The organism is Klebsiella sp. CN_Kp104 (assembly GCF_040064515.1).
GTDB lineage: Bacteria > Pseudomonadota > Gammaproteobacteria > Enterobacterales > Enterobacteriaceae > Klebsiella > Klebsiella aerogenes.
In genome coordinates this window covers 133744-155669 of sequence record NZ_JBEAII010000002.1, presented here as the reverse complement: position 1 = coordinate 155669, position 21926 = coordinate 133744, and the positions used below count along the sequence as shown (strand labels likewise).

18 protein-coding genes are annotated in these 21926 nt (G+C 58.3%); 10 read left to right on the top strand and 8 right to left on the bottom strand.

Annotation, left to right across the window (positions count from 1 at the left end; translation table 11 throughout):
* Positions 1-199: 199 nt before the first annotated feature.
* The gene (locus ABLU80_RS02685; RefSeq protein ID WP_046883923.1) at positions 200-2599 is read right to left on the bottom strand and encodes a membrane-bound PQQ-dependent dehydrogenase, glucose/quinate/shikimate family; all 2400 of its coding nucleotides are present in this window, start codon (positions 2597-2599) and stop codon (positions 200-202) included.
* Between the two features lie 354 nt (positions 2600-2953).
* On the opposite strand from ABLU80_RS02685, the gene ABLU80_RS02680 reads away from it, so the two are divergent.
* Positions 2954-3094, top strand: a complete 141-nt coding sequence (locus tag ABLU80_RS02680) for a hypothetical protein (RefSeq protein WP_015705194.1) — start codon at positions 2954-2956, stop codon at positions 3092-3094.
* A 45-nt stretch (positions 3095-3139) separates the two neighbouring features.
* Here ABLU80_RS02680 and ABLU80_RS02675 read toward each other — a convergent pair whose 3' ends face one another.
* Positions 3140-4030: a LysR family transcriptional regulator gene (locus ABLU80_RS02675; protein WP_020079025.1), complete on the bottom strand. Its 891-nt coding sequence runs from the start codon at positions 4028-4030 to the stop codon at positions 3140-3142.
* A 140-nt stretch (positions 4031-4170) separates the two neighbouring features.
* Between ABLU80_RS02675 and ABLU80_RS02670 the strand changes: the two genes are divergently transcribed.
* The 6 genes from ABLU80_RS02670 to ABLU80_RS02645 are packed head-to-tail and all read left to right on the top strand — an operon-like array spanning position 4171 to position 9894.
* A complete protein-coding gene (locus ABLU80_RS02670; protein WP_015705192.1) occupies positions 4171-4878 on the top strand; it encodes a CoA transferase subunit A in 708 nt (235 codons plus the stop codon).
* A 1-nt stretch (position 4879) separates the two neighbouring features.
* Entirely contained in the window at positions 4880-5548 is a 669-nt protein-coding gene (locus ABLU80_RS02665) for a CoA transferase subunit B (RefSeq protein WP_015366933.1), read from the top strand.
* Positions 5545-6726 (top strand): acetyl-CoA C-acetyltransferase, encoded by a 1182-nt coding sequence (locus tag ABLU80_RS02660; protein ID WP_032707871.1) that lies wholly within the window; start codon positions 5545-5547, stop codon positions 6724-6726. Before ABLU80_RS02665 ends, ABLU80_RS02660 begins: the two co-directional genes overlap by 4 nt.
* 11 nt (positions 6727-6737) lie before the next feature.
* Positions 6738-7661, top strand: coding sequence for a 3-hydroxyacyl-CoA dehydrogenase family protein (locus ABLU80_RS02655; RefSeq protein ID WP_047079720.1), 924 nt, complete (start codon positions 6738-6740; stop codon positions 7659-7661).
* 47 nt (positions 7662-7708) lie between these two features.
* Positions 7709-9100 carry a GntP family permease gene (locus ABLU80_RS02650; protein ID WP_348849666.1) on the top strand — a complete coding sequence of 464 codons (1392 nt, stop codon included), beginning with the start codon at positions 7709-7711 and terminating at the stop codon, positions 9098-9100.
* Positions 9101-9123: 23 nt separating this feature from the next.
* Positions 9124-9894 (top strand): 3-hydroxybutyrate dehydrogenase, encoded by a 771-nt coding sequence (locus ABLU80_RS02645; RefSeq protein WP_015366937.1) that lies wholly within the window; start codon positions 9124-9126, stop codon positions 9892-9894.
* Positions 9895-9942: 48 nt separating this feature from the next.
* Here the strand turns inward: ABLU80_RS02645 and ABLU80_RS02640 are convergent, their stop codons facing one another.
* Together ABLU80_RS02640 and ABLU80_RS02635 are read right to left on the bottom strand one after the other, a co-directional pair.
* Positions 9943-10335 (bottom strand): cell envelope integrity TolA C-terminal domain-containing protein, encoded by a 393-nt coding sequence (locus tag ABLU80_RS02640; RefSeq protein WP_260841811.1) that lies wholly within the window; start codon positions 10333-10335, stop codon positions 9943-9945.
* Positions 10336-10427: 92 nt separating this feature from the next.
* Complete coding sequence (locus ABLU80_RS02635; protein ID WP_196092597.1) at positions 10428-11300, bottom strand: LysR family transcriptional regulator; 873 nt, start codon at positions 11298-11300, stop codon at positions 10428-10430.
* A 106-nt stretch (positions 11301-11406) separates the two neighbouring features.
* On the opposite strand from ABLU80_RS02635, the gene budA reads away from it, so the two are divergent.
* The 3 genes from budA to ABLU80_RS02620 are packed head-to-tail and all read left to right on the top strand — an operon-like array spanning position 11407 to position 14668.
* Positions 11407-12186 (top strand): acetolactate decarboxylase, encoded by a 780-nt coding sequence (gene budA / locus ABLU80_RS02630; protein ID WP_015705188.1) that lies wholly within the window; start codon positions 11407-11409, stop codon positions 12184-12186.
* Between the two features lie 9 nt (positions 12187-12195).
* A complete protein-coding gene (alsS, locus tag ABLU80_RS02625) occupies positions 12196-13875 on the top strand; it encodes an acetolactate synthase AlsS (RefSeq protein ID WP_015705187.1) in 1680 nt (559 codons plus the stop codon).
* Between the two features lie 22 nt (positions 13876-13897).
* Positions 13898-14668 carry a (S)-acetoin forming diacetyl reductase gene (locus ABLU80_RS02620; protein WP_015366942.1) on the top strand — a complete coding sequence of 257 codons (771 nt, stop codon included), beginning with the start codon at positions 13898-13900 and terminating at the stop codon, positions 14666-14668.
* 184 nt (positions 14669-14852) lie between these two features.
* On the opposite strand, the gene ccmI is transcribed toward ABLU80_RS02620, so the two are convergent.
* The 4 genes from ccmI to ABLU80_RS02600 all read right to left on the bottom strand — a co-directional run bounded on the left by ccmI (position 14853) and on the right by ABLU80_RS02600 (position 21528).
* Entirely contained in the window at positions 14853-17558 is a 2706-nt protein-coding gene (ccmI, locus tag ABLU80_RS02615) for a c-type cytochrome biogenesis protein CcmI (protein WP_260841809.1), read from the bottom strand.
* A gap of 79 nt (positions 17559-17637) precedes the next feature.
* Entirely contained in the window at positions 17638-18981 is a 1344-nt protein-coding gene (locus tag ABLU80_RS02610) for a cytochrome c (protein ID WP_026612333.1), read from the bottom strand.
* Between the two features lie 10 nt (positions 18982-18991).
* Entirely contained in the window at positions 18992-20776 is a 1785-nt protein-coding gene (locus ABLU80_RS02605; protein ID WP_015366945.1) for a GMC family oxidoreductase, read from the bottom strand.
* A gap of 2 nt (positions 20777-20778) precedes the next feature.
* On the bottom strand, positions 20779-21528 hold the full coding sequence (locus ABLU80_RS02600) for a gluconate 2-dehydrogenase subunit 3 family protein (RefSeq protein WP_161798773.1): 750 nt from the start codon (positions 21526-21528) through the stop codon (positions 20779-20781).
* Positions 21529-21926: the final 398 nt, after the last annotated feature.

The following is a 21926-nucleotide window of genomic DNA, read 5'->3' as shown; positions in this document are numbered from 1 at the left end:
GTGCAATGGATTTTACTGATTTGAGAGTAGAGAAAACCACGGGTTCGCCGATGTCTCTGGCCTACGTCAATGCCGCAGGGCAGCGTATTGCGCAGAGTGATATTCAAAGAGTGAAAGTCCAGCATTGCCCCCTGCTACCTCCCCTGGCTGTCAGCCAGGAACAGGTCCCGTTTACCGGGACCTGTTTCGTTTAGAGAGGTTATTCCTCCAGCGCGTAGGCGATGATATCGTCCCCGACGTCCGGCGAGTGGCTGGCGCCGCCGGCGGAAATCAGCACATACTCTTTGCCGGTTTTCGGCGATTTGTAGACCAGCGGCGCCGCTACCGCGCCTACCGGCAAGCGAGCGCGCCACAGCTCTTTACCGCTGGCGGAATCCAGCGCCCGCAGGTAGTTATCCTGGGTACCGGCGAAGAACACCAGGCCCGAGGCGGTGGAGGTTGGGCCGCCCAGCGTCGGCATCCCCAGCGGGATATGCAGATGGGTTTTCATCCCCAGCGGACCGGTATCTTCCACCGAGCCCATCGGCACCTGCCACAGTAGCTGACGGCTGTTCAGGTCAATAGCGCTCATGGTACCAAACGGCGGGGTATTACAGGGCACGCCCAGCGCGGACTGCAGGATGTCGATACGCACGCCGCCGTAAGGCCCGGCAACTTGCGGGCGAACGGTACCCATAAAGCCAGGGACTTCGTCGGTGGAGACTTTGTATTTCGCCATCTCTTCCTTGCGCACCAGCGACATCCGCAACGGCATACGCATATCGTTGACGAACAGCGTACCGGTACGTTCATCGATGGTGATGCCGCCCCAGTTCATGCCGCCGAGCAGGCTTGGCCACTCGATATACGGTTTCTCTGACGGCGGCGTATACATGCCAAGGTAGGTCGACTCTTTAAAATCGATACGGCACATCAGTTGGTCGAACGGCGTCACGCCCCACATTGATTTTTCGCTCAACGGCTCGACGCCTAACTGCGGCATGCCGGTAGAGAACGGCTGGGTGGCAGACAGATGTTCGCCCTCCGCCCCCTGATGAGCGACGGGCAGCTCTTCAACACGGGTCACCGGTTTGCCGGTGCGGCGATCGAGCACGTAAATCTGTCCGGTTTTGGTGGTCTGGATCAGCACCGGGACGTCCTCGCCCTGCTCGTTTTTCATGTGGAACAGTACCGGCTGCGATGGGAGATCATAATCCCAGATATCGTGGTGAACGGTCTGGAAAACCCATTTTGTTTTACCGGTACTGGCATCCACCGCCACCACCGCGGAGCCATATTTCTCTTTCGCTTCATTACGATCGCCGCCCCAGTAGTCCGGCGGACCGTTGCCGGTCGGCAGATAGACCAGATTCAGCTCTTTATCAAAGCCGGGAATGGTCCACACGTTCGGCGTTTCGAGGGTATAAACGCGGCCTTTTTCCGGGTCGGTGATATTTTCCGGCTTGCCAACATCCCAGGCCCAGACGACTTTACCATCGCGTACGTCAAAAGCGCGTACGACCCCGGATGGCTCGCCGTGTACGATATCGCGTACCCAGCCGCCCAGCACCGCAATATGCCCCATGATCACCGGCGTTGAAGTCGGATGGTAGCGTTTGCTGTTTTCGGTGTCGCCCATGCCCTGCTTCAGATCCACGCTACCGTGGTCGCCGAAATCAGCGCACAGTTCGCCGGTTTTGGCATTCAGCGCCAGCAGGCGCGCATCCACGGTCGATACCATGATCCGCTGCGGACACTGTTGCAGCGCCGGGCTCGCTTTTTCTTCCGCGCTGAGCGTATCGTCGCTCTGCACGTCATAGTAACCCACACCGCGGCAGGTCACATGTTCCGCCGTCTGCGCGTGCGGGTCAAAGCGCCAGCGCGCCTTGCCGGTATCGGCATCAATGGCGGTCACCACGTTGAGCGGCGTACAGGAATAGAGCGTATCGCCAATTTGCAACGGCGTATTTTCATCAACGCCAATGGCCGGGCCGGTCAGGCGGCGGCCTGTGTGGTAGGTCCAGGCGACTTTCAGCTTATGAACATTTTCCGGGGTAATATCGGTATACGGCGCGAAACGGGTGCCGGAGGCATCGCGGCCAAAGAACTCCCAGTTATCGCTTTTTGCCGCCTGCGTCGCACTATTGTCGCTCGCCGCTTTCGCGACGCCATTGTGGATGCCGCCGTGCGGATAGAACGCCGAAACCAGCGTCGCCAGCAGCGCGATAAAAATAACCGTGGCGCTCCAGTTCGCCAGACGCACGCGAGCCACCGGCATCGCCGCCGCCAGCCACAGGGCCAGCATTAGCATCAGCGCAGGAACCACCAGACGAGGGATCAGGCCCCAGTAGCTGAGCTGCACTTCATACAGCGCCCAGACCAGCGTTAACAGGAAGGTAATAACAGCAAGAGGCAGCGCGTATTGACTACGAGTGAAGTACCCAACGGCGATGATAAGATAAGCGAGACCGGCTAACAGATACCAGGCGCTGCCGCCGAGCGAGAGCAGCTTGCCGCCCCAGATAGTTAAGAAAATCCCAATGCCAAAACTCAGTAACACAAAAAGCAATCGGTAGATGGTGAAGAAAATCCTTCGACCATGACCTTTTTGTTCGTCCATATTTCATCCCATTCGACAGATGTCGATATAACCAAAGCATTTATTTTTAAAGCGCCGATCGATAAGCGATGCCGCTCAGCGCAGTTAACCTGTTGGTTGGACGCCCCAAACCAGGGCGAAGAACGTAAGAAAGTATATGGACATGTAAATTTTATGTAAAATTTAACCGCATAAAATGTTTAGAATTTTTTAATTCATAAAATGAATTTGATAGCTCTTATCGTTGAAAACTACGAAATACTCAGTCTGGGCACGGTATTAACGTAATGTGCGGCAATCGGCCGATGAGATGCATCGCCCTACGCTTTGCCCTATAATTGATGACGGTTAAAACTGAACTTATGTGGGTAACTCATGGAAATTGATCTCGACAACCTGGTCTTTAGCGGCCTGGAAGAAGCGGAAGAGCGTAACGCTGAACGCCTGGACGAAGCGGATAAAAAAGCGCAGGCGATTGTTGCCGATGATGATTGCGGCGATGCCTGCAAAATCTAATGATTAAACCGGCTAACCAGGCCGGTTTTTTTCGCCTGTAACTGCCTAAGCGGGCAAAAAGCCCTTTAGCGTTTCCAGCAGCGCCTGCGCCGCCTTCGACAACTGCATATGTCCGGCATGAATAACGCCAATACACTTTTCAATCGGCGGATCGCTTAACGGTAGACAAACCGCTCCCAGCGACTGCATCTGCGACTGGCATAACGCGGGCACCGCGCTGCCGCCCAGACCGCTGGCGACCATCCGCCCGACGGTGACCAACTGATGACTTTCCAGCGCCACGTCCAACTGGCTACCGCTACGCGCCAACTCTTCTTCCAGCATCAAACGCACCGCCGATGGCCGCTGCAGGGTTATAAAATCCAGGGTCAGCAGTTCACGCCAGCTCAACTGCTTTTTACTCGCCAAAGGCGACGTTTTCGGCACGATCGCCACAAAGCGATCCACCGCCAGCGGCGTAAACAGCAGATTGTTGCCGGGCGATGGCTCAAACGCGATCCCCATCTCCACCCGGCCTTCGCGCACCATCTCAATGACCTGCTCATTAATCACGTCATGCACCGTCACGTTGACTCCCGCATAGCGGTCGCGGAAGGCTTTAAGCACTTCCGGCAGCACGTTAGCGGCAAACGACGGCATCGCGGCGACGGAGATCTTTCCCCGCTGCAGGGTGAAACTTTGCCGCATCGCCTCTTCGGCATTATCCCAGTCCGCCAGCAGCTGGCGGGCCATCGGCAGAAAAGTTTCTCCCTCCTGGGTTAAGGTCACTTTGCGGGTGCTGCGCTGCAGCAATGCTCCGCCAAGCGCCTCTTCCAACCCCTTAATGGTCAAACTCAGCGCCGGCTGCGACAGGTTCAGGCGCTCGCTGGCGTGGGCGAAGTTAAGAGTGTGAGCTACCGCTAGAAACGCGCGTAACTGTTTGACACTCATTCTCATTTTTCTACCTGTTAACTAATTGAAAGAATTTAGTTAACGATAAATTAATAAAAAAACCAAATGAGTGGGTCACAAATTCAAAATTATCAAATCAGTCCGCGCCCTTAATGATAGAGCCATCGCAAGGCAGGAGAAAAATGATGGCAGGACTGGATAAGCGCGTCGCCAGCTATGAAGCGGCGCTGGACGGATTAACCGATGGCATGACGTTACTGGCCGGCGGCTTCGGCCTGTGCGGCATCCCGGAAAACTTAATCGCCGAGGTCAAACGCCGCCAGGTACAGGGCCTGACGGTAGTTTCTAATAACTGCGGCGTTGATGGCTTTGGTCTCGGCATGCTGCTGGAAACGCGCCAGGTACGCAAAGTCGTGGCCTCTTACGTTGGCGAAAACGCCCTCTTTGAACAACTGGTACTAAGCGGCGAACTGGCGGTGGAACTGACCCCGCAAGGTACGCTTGCCGAGAAAATTCGCGCCGGCGGCGCCGGGATCCCCGGATTCTATACCGCGACCGGTTACGGCACGCCGGTAGCGGAAGGTAAAGAGGTGCGTCAGTTCGACGGTAAACATTACATTCTCGAAGAAGCTATTCGCGGCGATTTCGCCCTTGTGAAGGGCTGGAAAGCCGACTGGTACGGCAACGTGGTTTATCGCCACACCGCGCAGAATTTTAACCCGTTGATGGCCACCGCCGGACGGATCACGGTAGTGGAAGTCGAAGAAATCGTCGCGCCGGGCGAACTCCCCCCCTCCGCTATCCATACGCCCGGTATTTATGTCGACCGGCTGATCGTCGGGCAATTCGAAAAACGTATTGAACAGCGCACGCTGCGCGCCGGAGGGAACTGATATGTTAACTCGCGAACAAATGGCGATGCGCGTCGCCCAGGAACTGCGCGACGGCGATTATGTCAATCTCGGTATCGGCATTCCCACGCTGGTCGCTAACTATATTCCTGCCGGTATTGAAGTGATGCTGCAGTCGGAAAACGGCCTGTTGGGGATGGGCGAATTTCCCGATGAGTCAACGATTGATGCCGACATGATTAACGCCGGCAAGCAGACCGTTACCGCGCAAACCGGGGCGGCAATTTTTGACTCCGCCCAGTCCTTCGCCATGATCCGCGGCGGCCACGTCGATCTCACGGTCCTCGGCGCTTTTGAAGTCGATGTCGCGGGTAATATCGCCTCGTGGATGATCCCGGGAAAAATGGTGAAAGGCATGGGCGGCGCCATGGATCTGGTGGCCGGCGCGCAAAACATCATCGTGGTGATGACGCACGCCTCGAAAAACGGCGAATCCAAACTGCTCCCGCAATGTACCCTGCCGCTCACCGGCGCGGGCTGTATTCGCCGGGTACTCACCGATCTCGCGCTACTGGAAATTAGCGACGGCGCCTTTGTTCTGCGCGAATACGCCCCTGGCGTCAGCATTGACGAAATTGCCCGTAAAACGGCGGGACGGCTGGTCATTGCCGATGACGTCCGCGAAATGCGCTTCACTAAGGAGGCAATATGAAAGAAGTCGCTATCGTCTGCGCGCTACGTACGCCAATCGGCAGTTTTCGCGGCGCCTTGTCTTCCCTTTCCGCCGTCGAGCTTGGCGCCGCCGTAGTGCGTGGTCTGCTTGAACGCACACAGCTACCGGCCAGCGCCGTTGACGAACTGATTTTTGGCCAGGTATTAACCGCCGGCTGCGGACAGAATCCGGCGCGACAAACCGCGCTGCGCGCCGGGCTACCGGTTGAAACTCCGGCCGTTACCGTCAATCTGGTTTGCGGTTCCGGGCTGAAAGCCGTGCAACAGGCGGTACAGGCCATTCGCAGCGGCGAGGCGGAGATAGTGATCGCCGGCGGCCAGGAGAGCATGAGCAATGCCCCATATCTGGTTCAGGGCGCGCGCGATGGCCTGCGCTTCGGCCATGCCAGCATGCAGGACAGCATGATTCAGGACGGATTATGGGATGCGTTTAACGACTATCACATGGGCATCACCGCCGAGAATCTCGCCGACGCCTTTGATATCTCCCGCCCCCAGCAGGATGCCTTCGCCGCCCTTTCGCAACGCAAAGCCGCCGCCGCGATAGCCGCCGGGCGCTTTCAGGCTGAGATAGTGCCGCTTAGCGTCCCTCAGGGTAAAAAAGCGCCGCGCATGGTGGACGCAGACGAACAGCCGCGCCCGGAAACCAGCGAACAACAGCTGGCGCAGTTGCGCCCTGCCTTTCGCACGGAGGATGGCAGCGTCACCGCGGGCAATGCCTCTTCGCTCAACGATGGCGCCGCGGCAGTCTTATTGATGAGCGTCGATAAAGCGCGGCAGCTTGGCTTGCCGGTGCTGGCGCGAATTGTCAGCTCTGCGGTGGCCGGCGTCGATCCGTCCGTGATGGGTATCGGCCCGGTAAGCGCTTGCCGGAAGGCGCTGCAGCGCGCCGGTTGGTCGCTGGACGAGGTGGATCTCATCGAAGCCAACGAGGCCTTTGCCGTACAGGCGCTGGCGGTTGGCAAATTGCTGGAGTGGGACAGCCAGAAAGTCAACGTCAACGGCGGCGCTATCGCGCTCGGCCATCCGATTGGCGCCTCAGGATGTCGCATTCTGGTTAGTCTGCTGCACGAGATGCAGCGCCGCGATGCCAGCAAAGGCCTGGCGACGCTTTGCGTCGGCGGCGGTCAGGGTATCGCGATGACCATCGAACGTTAACAGGAGCCACTATGTTTACACCACAACTGGCGGTACTGGGCGCCGGCCTGATGGGCGTCGGCATCGCCTGTCATTTTGCCCGCCACGGCCACACCGTACGCCTCTACGACACCGACCCGGCGCGCGTTAGCGAGATTCCAGGCGTCGCCGCCGCCATTTTGCGCGAGCTCGAAGAGTGCGAGCAGTTTGATGCCGCTCAGCGTACGGCGGTGCTCTCGCGCCTCTCCGGCACCACGGCATTAGGCGATCTTGCTGACGCGACCTTGCTGATCGAAGCGATTCCGGAACGTCTGGCGCTCAAGCACGCCTTATACCGCGAACTGGAAACCTTAATAGCCGACGAAGCCATTATCGCCAGCAACACCAGCGGACTACCGCCCGATCGGTTGGCGCAGGGTATGCGGCATCCGGAACGCTTGTTAATCGCCCACTTCTGGCATCCGCCGCATTTTATCCCGCTGGTGGAAGTGGTGCCGGGCAGCGCAACCCTGCCGCATCTCGCCAACCAGGTCAGCGATTTTTTATCCTCCTGCTCGCTGGAAGCGGTAGTACTCAACCGCGCCGCGCCGGGGTTCGTCGGCAACCGACTACAGTTCGCCCTGCTGCGCGAAGCGCTGCATATCGTTAAGAGCGGCATCGCTTCGCCGGAGGTGGTCGACAAAGTGATGCGCGCCTCGCTCGGCCGCCGCTACGCGATGGTCGGGCCGCTGGAAGCCGCCGATATGACCGGTCTGGCGACCGTCCAGGATATCTGCCAGCACCTGCTGCCGGAACTGGCCACAGGCAGCGACATGATGTCGCTGGTCGCCGACAAGGTTGCGCAAGGCGCTACCGGCGCCCGCAGCGGGCAAGGTTTTTATCGCTGGGATGAGACCCGGCAGAAACGAATACAGTCGCGCCGTGAGCATCAGCTGCGCTACGCCCTGAAACCGTAACTTCTCGTTTTGTACCCCGACAATAACAATGATAGTGAGGAGTCGTAATGAGTGTGTTGATTGTCCTGGCCGCGTTGGCATTACTGATGCTGGCTGCGTATCGTGGATACAGCGTTATCCTGTTTGCCCCTATCGCCGCGCTTGGCGCGGTCCTGCTTACCGACCCGAGCGCGGTAGGCCCGACCTTTACCGGCCTGTTTATGGAAAAAATGGTCGGTTTCGTGAAGCTCTATTTTCCGGTATTTCTGCTCGGCGCCGTCTTTGGCAAGCTGATTGAACTATCGGGCTTCTCGCGTTCCATCGTCGCCGCCGCGATTCAAATTCTCGGGCGTCGACATGCGATCCCGGTGATCGTGCTGGTCTGCGCCCTGCTGACCTACGGCGGCGTTTCGCTGTTCGTGGTGGCTTTTGCGGTCTATCCCTTTGCCGCCGAACTGTTTCGCCAAAGCGGAATCCCGAAGCGACTGATCCCGGCAACCGTCGCGCTGGGCGCATTCTCATTTACCATGGATGCCCTGCCGGGCACCCCGCAGATTCAGAACATTATCCCCACCAGCTTTTTTGGCACCAACGCCTGGGCCGCCCCCTGGCTTGGATTGATAGGTTCATTGTTTATCATCACCTTCGGTTTACTGTGGCTGGAACGACAGCGGCGTAAAGCGCTCGCGAATGGCGAGGGTTACGGTACCGATCTGCAAAACGAGCCGCAGACGCCGGATAACATCAATCTGCCGCATCCGCTGATCGCCATTGCCCCGCTGCTGCTGGTTGGCCTGCTGAACCTGCTGTTTACCCGCTGGATCCCGCAATGGTACGGCGCCAGCCACGAGCTAACGCTGCCAGGGCTTGCCAAACCCATCGTCACCGAGGTCGGCAAAATCACCGCTATCTGGGCCGTCGAGGCCGCGCTGCTATCCGGTATCGTCGTGGTGCTGGTGTTCGGTTTTCGTAATATTCGCGGCCGTCTGGCGGAAGGCAGCCGTACGGCGGTCGGCGGCGCGATCCTCGCGGCGATGAATACCGCCTCGGAATATGGTTTCGGTGCGGTGATTGCCGCCCTGCCGGGTTTTCTGGTGTTGTCGAAAGCACTGACCGCCATTCCCAATCCCCTGTTAAACGAGGCGATTAGCGTAACCGTACTGGCGGGGATCACCGGCTCCGCCTCCGGCGGGATGAGCATCGCGCTGGCGGCAATGTCCGATACCTTCGTGGCCGCCGCCCACGCCGCTAATATTCCGCTTGAGGTACTCCACCGCGTCGCTTCAATGGCCAGCGGCGGCATGGATACCCTGCCGCATAACGGCGCCGTCATCACGCTGCTGGCAATCACCGGCTTAAGTCATCGCCAGGCTTACGGCGGCATTTTCGCCATTACGCTTATCAAAAGCCTCGCGGTTCTGTTTGTCATTGCCGTGTTCTATTTAACCGGTATTGTCTGATGCCTGATTTAAGGAGTAACGAAATGAATTTGAACGGTAAAACAGCGCTGGTCACCGGCTCCACCAGCGGTATTGGTTTAGGCATTGCCAAAGTGCTGGCGCAGGCCGGCGCGCAGCTGGTGTTGAATGGTTTTGGCGACAGCACGAGCGCGCGAGCCGAGGTTGCCGCGCTGGGTAAAATTCCCGGCTATCACGATGCCGACCTGCGCGACGTCGGGCAAATTGAAGCGATGATGCGTTATACCGAAAGCGAATTTGGCGGCGTCGATATTGTGATTAATAACGCCGGTATCCAGCATGTGGCGCCAGTGGAGCAGTTCGCGGTGGAAAAATGGAACGATATTCTGGCGATAAATCTGTCCAGCGTCTTCCACACCAGCCGACTGGCGCTGCCGGGCATGCGCGAGCGCAACTGGGGGCGGATTATTAATATTGCCTCCGTGCATGGGTTAGTCGCCTCGAAAGAGAAATCCGCCTATGTCGCCGCCAAGCATGGGGTGATTGGTTTTAGCAAAACGCTGGCGCTGGAGACCGCGCGTACTGGCATTACCTGCAACGCGATTTGCCCCGGCTGGGTACTGACGCCGCTGGTTCAGCAGCAGATCGATAAACGTATCGCTGAGGGGGCCGACCCTGAGCAGGCCAGAGCGCAGCTGCTTGCCGAAAAACAACCCTCCGGCGAATTCGTGACGCCTCAGCAACTGGGGGAAATGGCGCTATTTTTATGCAGCGACGCCGCCGCGCAGGTTCGCGGCGCGGCGTGGAATATGGATGGCGGCTGGGTGGCGCAGTAATTATCTTCCCAACGGGGAGCCTGTCTGTTCCTCCCCGGTTGGTTCGTGCTATTCACCCTTCATATCAAACCGCGATTGAGCAAAGGCCTTGTAGACTTTATCGTTAGTAAACGGCGGGAAGGTCGCACTTTTTGCCGCCTCACGCAGCGCGGCACAATAGGCTTTATTTCCCTCAGCCGTATTCATCTTTTCCAGAGTGCCATCCTGGGCGAATTCTAAATGCAGGCGGCACTTTTTTCCCCGCCACGAGTAGCGGTCAGCAAGTTGCGACTCGAAGGCTTCTTTGATCCCCCTCGCCTGCTGACCATACTCATCCTCATCGCTAAAACGCCCGGAGTCACAGCTACCGAGGGCAGAGGTTTTATGACAATCCGACGGGTGTAGCGGCGCACAACCGCTTAGCGCAACGACTGCCGCGACAAATATCCATGCTTTTTTCATCATACATCCCTGTTGGTTTCAGCAATAAAAAACTGCCATTACTGTACCGCAAACCGGAACGATCGCAGCCTGCTATTTCTCAGGGGCAATAATCAAAACATCTCTAAAAATCGCTTCACTGTGCGCGAACGCTCGAAGCGCCGCCAGGCGATGGCAATATCGGTCTTGACCGGCGTCCCCTGTATCGATTGATAGCTGACGTTGGGCAGCGCGATACAGGTCATCGACTGCGGCACCAGCGCGAAACCAAATCCGGCGTTAACCATACTCAGCGACGATGAAATCTGCGACGACTGCCTGGCGCGGTTCATATCGATCCCGGCGCGCAGGCAGCTATTGAACACCAGCTCATACAAACCCGGCGCCACTTCGCGCGGGAAGAGGATCGGCGCGACGTCCCGCAACTGTTCCAGCGCCAGCGTCGGTTCCGCTGACAATGGATTATCGCGCGGGAGCGCAATGACCATTGGCTCTTCATCAATGATACGCAAGTTAAACGCCTTACTGCTTTCACACGGCAAACGGACAAAGGCGATATCGATCTCCGCCTCGCTCAGCGCCGCCATCAAATTTGCCATGTTGCCCTCCAGTTGATGGAGGATGACGCCTGGGTGATCGAGCTGAAAACGGTGCAGCAACGTGAAGATTTGTGGATGGAAAGCATCAGAACTGGTAATGCCTAACGACAGGCTGCCGTTCATTCCGCGGGCAATGCCCTTGGCCTTTTCCAGCGCCGCATCGCTCAGCGCGAGGATTTGGCAGGCATCTTCATAAAAGGACTCCCCGGCTTCGGTCAGCTCCACCCCGCGGGTTAGCCGACGCAACAGCGGAGTGCCAACCTCTCGCTCAAGCCGCTGAATTTGCTGACTTAACGGTGGCTGTGAGATACCCAGTTCTTTCGCTGCCCGGGTGAAGTGCCGCGTGCGGGCGACGGCGACAAAATAGCGTAGATAACGAAGTTCCATATCGAAAACGTCTCAAACCAGCATGGTTTCTATATTGGAACTGTGAGCTGAATCGGGTCAACCTTTATTTAACCTTTCTTATATTTGTTGAACGAGGAAGTGGCTCATGAATCATGCTTCAGATTGCACCTGTGAAGAGAGTCTGTGTGAAACGCTACGCGCGTTTTCCGCTCAGCATCCCGATAGCGTGCTGTATCAAACTTCGCTGATGAGCGCCCTGCTCAGCGGCGTCTACGAAGGTACCACCACCATTGCGGACCTGCTGAAGCACGGTGATTTCGGGCTCGGCACTTTTAATGAACTCGACGGCGAGCTGATCGCGTTTAGCAGCCAGGTTTATCAATTGCGTGCCGACGGCAGCGCGCGTAAAGCGCGTCCGGAACAGAAAACGCCGTTTGCGGTGATGACCTGGTTTCAGCCGCAGTACCGTAAAACCTTTGACCATCCGGTCAGCCGCCAGCAGCTGCATGAGGTTATTGACCAGCAAATTCCTTCCGACAATCTGTTCTGCGCGCTGCGAATCGATGGTCATTTCCGCCACGCCCATACCCGCACCGTGCCTCGTCAGACGCCGCCCTACCGGGCGATGACCGACGTGCTCGACGATCAGCCGGTTTTCCGCTTTAACCAGCGTGACGGCGTACTGGTCGGTTTTCGTACCCCGCAGCATATGCAGGGAATTAACGTCGCCGGCTATCACGAACACTTCATTACCGATGACCGCCAGGGCGGCGGCCACCTGCTGGACTACCAGCTCGACCATGGGGTATTGACCTTCGGCGAAATTCATAAGCTGATGATCGACCTTCCCGCCGACAGCGCGTTCCTGCAGGCCAATTTGCATCCCGATAATCTCGATGCCGCCATCCGTTCAGTAGAAAGTTAGGAGGTTCACATGGACAAACAGTATCCGCAGCGCCAGTGGGCGCACGGCGCCGATCTGGTCGTCAGCCAACTGGAAGCGCAAGGCGTACGGCAGGTCTTCGGGATCCCCGGCGCTAAAATCGATAAGGTTTTCGACTCGTTGCTGGACTCCTCAATCCGCATTATTCCGGTGCGCCACGAGGCCAACGCCGCCTTTATGGCCGCCGCGGTCGGGCGCATTACCGGCAAAGCGGGCGTCGCGCTGGTGACCTCCGGACCCGGTTGTTCCAACCTGATAACCGGGATGGCCACCGCCAATAGCGAAGGCGACCCGGTGGTGGCGCTGGGCGGCGCGGTCAAACGCGCCGATAAAGCCAAACAGGTACACCAGAGTATGGACACGGTGGCGATGTTCAGCCCGGTCACCAAATACGCGGTAGAAGTGACCTCGCCGGATGCGCTGGCGGAAGTGGTTTCTAACGCTTTTCGCGCCGCCGAACAGGGGCGCCCGGGCAGCGCCTTCGTCAGCCTGCCGCAGGATGTGGTCGATGGTCCGGTGACCGGCAAAGTCCTGCCCGCCAGCAGCGCGCCGCAGATGGGCGCCGCGCCTGACGAGGCAATCAATCAGGTTGCGAAGTTGATTGCCCAGGCGAAGAATCCGGTGTTCCTGCTTGGATTAATGGCCAGCCAGACGGAAAACAGCGCCGCGCTGCATCGTTTGCTGGAAACCAGCCATATTCCGGTCACCAGCACCTATCAGGCCGCCGGGGCGGTCAATCAGGATAACTTCTCGCGCTTCGCCGGGCGCGTCGGGCTGTTTAACAATCAGGCCGGTGACCGCTTATTGCAACTGGCCGACCTGGTTATCTGCATCGGCTATAGCCCGGTGGAATACGAACCGGCGATGTGGAACAGCGGCAACGCGACGCTGGTACATATCGACGTACTGCCCGCCTATGAAGAGCGTAACTACACGCCGGATGTCGAGCTGGTGGGCGACATCGCCGGCACGCTGAACAAGCTGGCGCAAAATATCGATCATCGGCTGGTGCTCTCGCCGCAGGCTGCTGAAATCCTCCACGACCGCCAGCATCAGCGCGAACTGCTCGATCGCCGCGGGGCGCAGTTGAATCAGTTTGCTCTGCACCCGCTGCGCATCGTTCGCGCCATGCAGGATATCGTGAATAGCGACGTCACGCTGACGGTCGATATGGGGAGCTTCCATATCTGGATCGCCCGCTATCTCTACAGCTTCCGCGCCCGTCAGGTGATGATCTCCAACGGTCAGCAGACCATGGGCGTCGCCCTGCCGTGGGCCATCGGGGCCTGGCTGGTCAATCCGCAGCGCAAAGTGGTCTCGGTCTCCGGCGATGGCGGTTTTCTGCAATCCAGCATGGAGCTGGAAACGGCGGTCCGCCTGAAAGCCAACATCCTGCATCTTATCTGGGTCGATAACGGCTACAACATGGTCGCCATCCAGGAAGAGAAAAAATATCAACGCCTGTCCGGCGTCGAGTTCGGTCCTATGGATTTTAAAGCCTATGCCGAATCCTTCGGCGCGAAAGGGTTTGCGGTGGAAAGCGCTGAGGCGCTGGAGCCGACGCTACGCGCGGCGATGGACGTCGACGGCCCGGCGGTGGTCGCCATCCCCGTGGATTACCGTGATAACCCGCTGCTGATGGGCCAGCTACACCTGAGTCAAATTCTTTAAGTCATCACAAAAGGAAATGGAAATGAAAAAAGTCGCACTTGTCACCGGCGCCGGTCAGGGCATTGGTAAAGCTATCGCGTTACGCCTCGTGAAGGACGGTTTTGCCGTGGCGATCGCCGATTACAATGACGTCACAGCGAAAGCCGTGGCGGATGAAATCAACCAGCACGGCGGCCGGGCAATCGCGGTCAAAGTCGATGTTTCCGACCGTGAGCAGGTGTTTGCCGCCGTCGAACAGGCGCGAAAAACGCTGGGCGGATTCAACGTCATCGTCAATAACGCCGGGGTCGCGCCATCAACGCCTATCGAATCCATTACGCCGGAGATTGTCGACAAGGTCTACAACATCAACGTTAAAGGGGTGATCTGGGGGATTCAGGCGGCAGTCGAGGCCTTTAAAAAAGAGGGGCACGGCGGCAAAATCATCAACGCCTGTTCGCAGGCCGGCCACGTCGGCAACCCGGAACTGGCGGTCTACAGCTCGAGCAAATTCGCCGTACGCGGTTTAACGCAAACCGCCGCTCGCGACCTGGCGCCGCTGGGTATTACCGTTAACGGCTACTGCCCGGGGATTGTGAAAACGCCGATGTGGGCCGAGATCGATCGTCAGGTATCCGAAGCGGCGGGTAAACCTCTGGGCTACGGAACTGCCGAATTCGCCAAACGCATCACCCTCGGCCGCCTGTCTGAGCCAGAAGATGTCGCCGCCTGCGTCTCTTATCTCGCCAGCCCGGATTCCGATTATATGACCGGTCAATCGCTGCTGATCGATGGCGGGATGGTATTCAATTAATAAAAAATAAGCTCTGACATGGTTTGCCCCTGCCTGTTCGCAGGGGCTTTTTTTCGTCTGTTACGGCTGCATTTTGCCGGGTAGCGGCTACGCCTTACCCGGCCTACCGTTCGCGCGGTCACTGCCATTTGTAGCCCCGGTAAGCGACAGCGCGACCGGGGAGCAGTGCAGAAAAAGCAAATATTTACCGCGCCTGCTGCTGCGCCTGAGCCAGTTGGCGGGCAATCGCCTCGCGGCGGGCATCGCCCTCCGGCAACAACATCAGCAACTGCTGTAGCGCCGCTACCGCCTGCGGATAGTCTTCATTACGTACCGCACTGAGCGCCAGCATCTCCAACACCGGCAGGTTTTTCGGCTGCCGCTGATGCAGATCGCGCAGCAACAGCTCGCCCATCCGCATCTGCGCGTTATCGCCCGCCCGCACCAGCGCGCTGGCGTAATCAAAACTTGCCGCCGGGTCATCCGGCGCCAGCTTATGCGCCCGCCCGAACGCGCCGATCGCCGTCTCGCCATCGTTTAGCAGCAGACCGAGCCGCCCAAGCAGTTGCCAGCCGGCGAGATCGTCAGGGCTAGCCTGCAGATGGCTGCGCAGCCCAAGCCTCAGCTGGGCCAACTCATCCATCCGCAGCGGCGCTGCGGTAGGATCTTTCGCCTGCGCCAGCAACGCGGGATAATGGCGCTCGCTCTGTCGCCACAGCAGCACCTGACCCACATCGCTGGTTTTCAGATACAGCCCGCCGCTGACGAAGACCAATAATAGCGCCCCCGGTAGCAGCAACCAGCGGCTAAGCGGCCGAACGCGCGTCTGTTCCTGCGGCGAGATATCCGCCAGCAACGTACGTTGCAGCTCGACGATCATCGCCTCATTACTATCAGTATGCTCCTGCTCTAGTTCGCGCAGTCGGGACTGGTACAGCGAGCGGTTAATGTCATTGCGATCCGCTGCTGTTTTCTGTTGCCGCGACCGGCGGTAACGCGGATCGAGCATACAGCACAGCCCACCCAGCGCCATCAGTACGCCGCCGTACCAGATCCAGCGCACGAACGGTTTGTAGTACAGACGCACCGCCCAGCTGCCATCATCCAACTCTTCTCCCAGCGCGGCGTAAAGATCGCGGGTAAACCCGCCGCTGATGGCCGCTTCGGTCATCATCATCCGGCTGGCGGTGTAAAAGCGTTTTTCGGCATACAGCGTGGCTTCCGGGCGACCATTGCGGCTGACGGCAATCACGCCCTCGCCGCCGCTCCAGTTCGGCCCAACGATATTACGCACGCCCTTGAAGACGAAGTGATAACGATGAATATCGAGGCTGTCGCCAGCCCGCATGCGGACATCGCGCTCGATGCTGTAGTTCTGGCTGAAGGTGATGCCAATGACGGTTACCGCCACGCCAACATGGCCGAGCACCATACCCCACTGGCTACGCGTTAAGGTACGCAGACCGCGCCAGAAACCGTGGCGATGCGTGGCCCGTTCATGGACTTCAATCAGCGCGAAGATAAGCACCCATAGCGCCATCATCAGGCCGATGACCGCCATCGCGGTGATGCGGTCCTGAAGAAGCCATGGTAACGCAAGTGAAAGTGACAACGTCACGACAAGTGATATCGCCAATCGTTTAAGCTGTTTACCTGGCTCATCGCGGCGCCAACGAATCAGCGGCCCCAGCCCCAGCAGCAGCGCAAACGGCGCCATCAGCGCGGTGAACATGGTATTGAAGAACGGTTCGCCGATCGATATCGTCCCCAGCCCCAACGCTTTATGCACCAACGGCAGCAGCGTGCCTAATAGCACCACCAGCATCGCGGCCATCAGCAGAATATTGTTGCCAAGCAGGAACGACTCGCGCGACCAGAGCGTATGTTCCACTCGCGCCCGCACTCGCCCACCTTTCACCGCATACAGCAGCAGCGAGCCGCCAATCGCGAGGGTCAACAAGGCCAGTATAAACATCCCGCGCGCCGGATCGGAGGCAAACGAGTGCACCGATACCAGCACGCCGGAACGCACAAGAAAAGTCCCCAGCAGGCACAGCGAGAAAGCCGCCAGCGCCAGCAGTACCGTCCAGGCGCGGAAGCTGCCGCGCTTTTCGGTCACCGCCAGCGAATGCAGCAAGGCGGTGCCGACCAGCCACGGCATAAACGAGGCGTTTTCCACCGGGTCCCAGAACCACCAGCCGCCCCAGCCCAGTTCGTAATAGGCCCACGCCGAGCCCAGCACGATCCCAAGTGTCAGGAACATCCACGCCGCCTGCGTCCACGGGCGCGACCATCGCGCCCACGCGGTATCCAGCCGCCCCGCCAGCAGCGACGCAATCGCGAAGGCGAAGGCCACCGAGAAGCCAACGTAGCCCATGTAAAGGATTGGGGGATGAAAAATCATCCCGATATCCTGCAGCATAGGATTGAGATCGCGGCCATCTACGGGATACAGCGGCAGGCTGCGGCTGAACGGATTGGAGGTGAACAGGATAAAAAGCAGGAAACCGAAGGCGATCATTCCCATCACCGCCAGCACCCGCGCTACCGCGTCGGGTGGCATCTGGCGACTGAAGAGCGCGACGGCGAACGTCCACACGCTGAGCAGCAGCACCCACAGCAGCAAAGAGCCTTCGTGCGCTCCCCAGGTGGCCGCCACCCTGTACCACACCGGCAGCGCGCTGTTGGAGTTTTCCGCCACATAGCGCACGGTGAAATCATTGATTACAAAGGCATGCACCAGCAGCGCAAACGCGCCGATGATGCAGATAAACAGCGCGCAGGCCAGCGGCCGGGCTAATGCCATCAGCCATCGTTCCTGGCGCGCTGCGCCCCATAGCGGAAAGATACTTAGCAGCAGCGCCAGCCCTGCCGCCAGACACAGCAGATAGTTGCCCAGTTCCGGCATCATGGCTGTGTCCCCTGTTGTTCAGGTGTCATCACGTTTTTTACCTCAGGCGGGGCGAATCCAGTGCCCCGCCCCGGCCCAGTTACTCTGCAGCAGCCGGCAGTTTCGAGACGTCGGCGTTACCTAACGCCTTCTCATCGCGAATCATCGACTTATCTTTTCGTACTTTCGCCACATCGCTGGCGCTCACCGGCGGCGCGTTGTTGCCCCAACTGGTGCGGATGAAGTTGACCACATCCGCGACCTGTTGATCGTCAAGACGCCAGCCGAACGATGGCATGGTCAGGTTCGAGACCGCATCCTTCACCGCCGGCGTGGTGTTGCCGGTCAGAATGATGTGAATCAGCGAGGTCGCATCTTCGGTCTGCACCACCGGGTTGCCTTTCAACGACGGGAACGCGCGTTTATAACCGACGCCATCGGTACGGTGGCAGGCGGCACAGTTATCGACGTACAGCGCCGCGCCGGTTTTGCTGTCATCGCCTTTCCACAGATCTTTCGCCACGCTATCTTCCACCGGAGCTGGCGTCTGTTTACCGCCGCGCGGCGGTAACGACTTCAGATAGCGAGCAATAGCGGTGATATCGTCATTCGAGAGATACTGCAGGCTGTGCTCAACCACGTCGCTCATGCCGCCGAAGACCACGGATTTATCATTGCGCCCGGTTTTCAGGAACTCGGCCAGTTCGGCCTCGCTCCAGCTCCCCAGCCCGTCGCGATTTTCACCGCGCAGGCTGGATGCCACCCAACCGTCAATCGGCGCATTGCTACCCGCCAGGTAATCATCGCCTTCGCTTTCGCTAAGCGCTTTTTCCTGCATCGTCAGGCTACGTGGGGTGTGGCAGGCGCCGCAGTGGCCAAGCCCTTCCACCAGGTAACGGCCGCGCTCCAGTACCGGGTCCACCTGCGGATTGGCGACAAAGTCGCTCGGGGACGGAGCGAAGATGCCGCGCCAGAACGCCAGCGGCCAGCGCATCGACAGCGGCCACGGAATGTCCGTATCTTTGTTAGCGACATTTACCGGCTCCACGCCGTGCATAAAGTAGGCGTACATGGCGCGCATATCCGCTTCGTTGATACGGGCGAAGGAAGGATACGGCATCGCCGGATAGAGCGTTGAGCCGTCTTTACGCACGCCTTTACGCACCGCGTCGTCAAACTCTTCGAAGGTATAACCGCCAATACCGTGCGCTTTGTCCGGCGTGATGTTGGTGGAATAAATGGTGCCGATCGGCGTTTCCATCGGCAGACCGCCGGCAAAAGGTTTGCCCTCTTTACCGTTGGTGTGGCAGGCCACGCAGTCGCCGGCGCGCGCCAGATATTCGCCCTGCTTAATCAGATTGCTGTCCGCAGGCGCCTCTTCGGCGAACGCCGCGCAGCTTAACGCACCGAGAACCAGTGCCGATAACCATTGCATTTTCATGATTTGCTTTCCCTTATGCCTGCACCAATGGACCCGGATTTCTCAGGTACTGTTCGCGGATAGCCTTCGCCGACCAGTAGGCCAGCGCGGCAACGGTCCCCGTCGGGTTGTAGCCCAGCCCCTGTGGGAAAGCGGAAGCGCCGATGACGAAGACGTTATGCACGTCCCAGCTCTGCAGATAACGGTTCACTGCGCTGGTTTTCGGATCTTCGCCCATCACCGCGCCGCCGTTCATATGGGTGGTCTGGTAGCTGGTGGTGTCAAAGTGGCTATTGGCGTTTTTCGGGCTGCCGAGCATATATTTCGGCTTCATCGCTTTGGCGATCGGCGCCATCTTATCGAACATAAACTGCGCCATCTTGATGTCGTTTTCCTGCCAGTCGAAGGTCATGCGCAGCAGCGGCTGACCAAAGACGTTTTTGTAGTTCGGATCGAGATCGAGATAGTTCTGGCGATAGGACTGATGCGCGCCGTGGGCATCCATCGACAGGTGGTGGGTGTAGGTGTCGGCCACCGCCGATTTCCATTTACTGCCCCACGCCGGGGTACCCGGAGGCACCGGCACGCCGGAGATAGGCTTGGTCCCCGCCTGGTTGACCCAGAACGGCGAACCGCCGACGAAGCCCGCCGCGCCGTGATCGAAGTTATCGGCGTTGAAGTCATCGACGCCGACGCCGTTACCGCCCGCACCGATGAACGGGTTGGTGAAGGTATCTTTATCGAAAATGGCCTTGATAGTGGTCATGTTCTGATAGGCGAAGTTACGTCCGACCACCCCTTCGCCCGTCTCAGGATTGTACGGTTTACCGATCCCGGAAAGCAGCATCAGATGCACGTTATGGAACTGGAAGGCGCCGATAATCACCAGATCCGCCGGCTGTTCCATTTCACGGCCCTGACCGTCGACATAGGTCACACCGGTGGCGCGGGATTTATCGTCGGTCAGATTGACCTTCAGTACGTTGGCGTTGGTACGCAGTTCAAAGCGTTTTTCCTGGCGCAGCGCCGGCAGGATGTTAACGTTCGGCGAGGCTTTCGAATACATGTAGCAGGCGTAGCCGCTGCAGAAACCGCAGAAGTTACACGGCCCCATCTGCGCGCCATACGGGTTGGTATAGGAGTCGGAGGTGTTTGCGGAAGGCAGGTTATAGGGATGATAGCCCACTTCCAGCGCCGCTTTTTCAAACAGCTGCGCCGACCAGGTATTTTTCTGCGCCGGTAGCGGGAAATCGTCCGAGCGATCCGGCGCAAAGGCGTTACCGCCGCGGCCTTTACCGACAACCTTCCCTTTAACCGACCAGGCGGTACCGGAGGTGCCAAAGACTTTTTCCGCTTTATCGAAGAACGGTTCCAGTTCGTCGTAGGTGACGCCGAAATCCTGGATGATCATATCCTGGGGAATAAAGTTTTTGCCGTAACGCTCTTCATAATGGCTGCGCATACGCAGTTCGATCGGATCGACGCGGAAATGCACGCCGGACCAGTGCAGACCCGCGCCGCCAACACCGGTCCCCGGCAGGAAGGCGGCCAGTTGGCGATAGGGTACCGCCTGCTGGCTGGTGTTGTGACGAATCGTCACCGTGCTTTTAGAGAGATCCTGGAACAGCTTGCGGCGGATGTTATAGGTCAGCTCATCGATAACCTGCGGATAAGCGCCGTCCGGCCAGGTATCGCGCATCGGGCCGCGCTCCAGCGCGACGACGTTGAGCCCCGCTTCCGTCAGCTCTTTGGCCATGATCGCGCCAACCCAGCCGAAGCCAACGATCGCTACATCGGTTTTTTTCAATACGGTCGCCATGATTACGCCCTCTCCCCATTAATTGATACCGGCGGGAAGGGATAGCGTTCGCCTCGTTCAACCCAGTCCATAAAGTCGGCGCGCGCGCCGGGAAAATTAATCAGCGTCCAGCCGACCATGCCTTTATTGCCGCCATGGATAGGGTCGCTGAAGAAGCCTTCGCGGGTGTTTTGCAACAGATAGGAGAAAAACAGCGAGGCCGGCAGCTGTTTGAACTGCGCCTTGCCGGATTCCCACAGACCGAGCGCCTCATCCTGCTGTTCGCCGCTCAGTTCAGCAAAACTCTTGTGATACTGGTTTTGACACCACTCTTCGGCATCGGCGATACCGAGGTTATAAATCTGTTTTGGTACCAGCGGCAGCTGGTAGCCCATCTCTTTCGGCACGTCGGGGTTAAATGGCCCCTGCATATACCAGATGGAACCGGTGGCATAAGGGGTATTGAGCTGGCGGTCGATAAACTCCGGCACACCGGCCTCTTTGGCACCGGGACCGAGTTCATCGGCCGGGATTAAGCGAGCGACGGCGGCGTTGATAAACAGCCACTCGCGATCGTTGAAGAATTGCGGCTTCCAGTCGCTGGATGTCGCGTTGCCACCGGCTGAGGGTGCGGAGGACGCCTGTGCCGTGGCGCTCGCCGCCACGCCAATGGCGCCCACGCTGCCGCCGCCGATGACTACCGTTGGAATCAAGGCCATTGATTTTACTAAAAAATCACGCCTTGAATTGTTGGTTTTCTCGCTCGACATAATCACATTCCTGTCAATTAAAAATACTGTTTTGTCGCTTACAAGCCCAGCAAATCCCGCTCTGGTACCGATACCATTGAACTGTTGCGAAACAGACCGTCTGGCTTTGGCCAATAAGACGTACAATAAATCGCCAATAGCGATAAGATTTATAGGGTTATCGTTTGGATATTAGACGATTCTCAACGCAACGCGGGAAAATGGCGCAAATATTCACCGGGTTGTCACGATAAGATCGGGCATTTAATAACCTGAGTGCGGTAAGTCATGCGGAAATTTCGCGCCTTTGGTTTTACCAAAGCGCCAATAAAAGGTGATATGTATCACATTTGTTATTTTTTGTTTATGGTACATGGCAGATTAAGCACCTGTAAATACTCGCTTAATGAATAATTAAACAA

Excerpts from the sequence above, each read along its gene's own strand:
- budA (WP_015705188.1), top strand. The coding sequence starts at position 11,407 with ATGAATCATGCTTCAGATTGCACCTGTGAAGAGAGTCTGTGTGAAACG.
- ABLU80_RS02620 (WP_015366942.1), top strand. The coding sequence starts at position 13,898 with ATGAAAAAAGTCGCACTTGTCACCGGCGCCGGTCAGGGCATTGGTAAA.
- ABLU80_RS02645 (WP_015366937.1), top strand. The coding sequence starts at position 9,124 with ATGAATTTGAACGGTAAAACAGCGCTGGTCACCGGCTCCACCAGCGGT.
- ABLU80_RS02665 (WP_015366933.1), top strand. The coding sequence starts at position 4,880 with ATGTTAACTCGCGAACAAATGGCGATGCGCGTCGCCCAGGAACTGCGC.
- ABLU80_RS02605 (WP_015366945.1), bottom strand. The coding sequence starts at position 20,776 with ATGGCGACCGTATTGAAAAAAACCGATGTAGCGATCGTTGGCTTCGGC.
- ABLU80_RS02675 (WP_020079025.1), bottom strand. The coding sequence starts at position 4,030 with ATGAGAATGAGTGTCAAACAGTTACGCGCGTTTCTAGCGGTAGCTCAC.
- ABLU80_RS02635 (WP_196092597.1), bottom strand. The coding sequence starts at position 11,300 with ATGGAACTTCGTTATCTACGCTATTTTGTCGCCGTCGCCCGCACGCGG.
- ABLU80_RS02680 (WP_015705194.1), top strand. The coding sequence starts at position 2,954 with ATGGAAATTGATCTCGACAACCTGGTCTTTAGCGGCCTGGAAGAAGCG.
- ABLU80_RS02670 (WP_015705192.1), top strand. The coding sequence starts at position 4,171 with ATGGCAGGACTGGATAAGCGCGTCGCCAGCTATGAAGCGGCGCTGGAC.
- ABLU80_RS02685 (WP_046883923.1), bottom strand. The coding sequence starts at position 2,599 with ATGGACGAACAAAAAGGTCATGGTCGAAGGATTTTCTTCACCATCTAC.
- ABLU80_RS02660 (WP_032707871.1), top strand. The coding sequence starts at position 5,545 with ATGAAAGAAGTCGCTATCGTCTGCGCGCTACGTACGCCAATCGGCAGT.
- ccmI (WP_260841809.1), bottom strand. The coding sequence starts at position 17,558 with ATGATGCCGGAACTGGGCAACTATCTGCTGTGTCTGGCGGCAGGGCTG.
- ABLU80_RS02650 (WP_348849666.1), top strand. The coding sequence starts at position 7,709 with ATGAGTGTGTTGATTGTCCTGGCCGCGTTGGCATTACTGATGCTGGCT.
- alsS (WP_015705187.1), top strand. The coding sequence starts at position 12,196 with ATGGACAAACAGTATCCGCAGCGCCAGTGGGCGCACGGCGCCGATCTG.
- ABLU80_RS02655 (WP_047079720.1), top strand. The coding sequence starts at position 6,738 with ATGTTTACACCACAACTGGCGGTACTGGGCGCCGGCCTGATGGGCGTC.
- ABLU80_RS02640 (WP_260841811.1), bottom strand. The coding sequence starts at position 10,335 with ATGAAAAAAGCATGGATATTTGTCGCGGCAGTCGTTGCGCTAAGCGGT.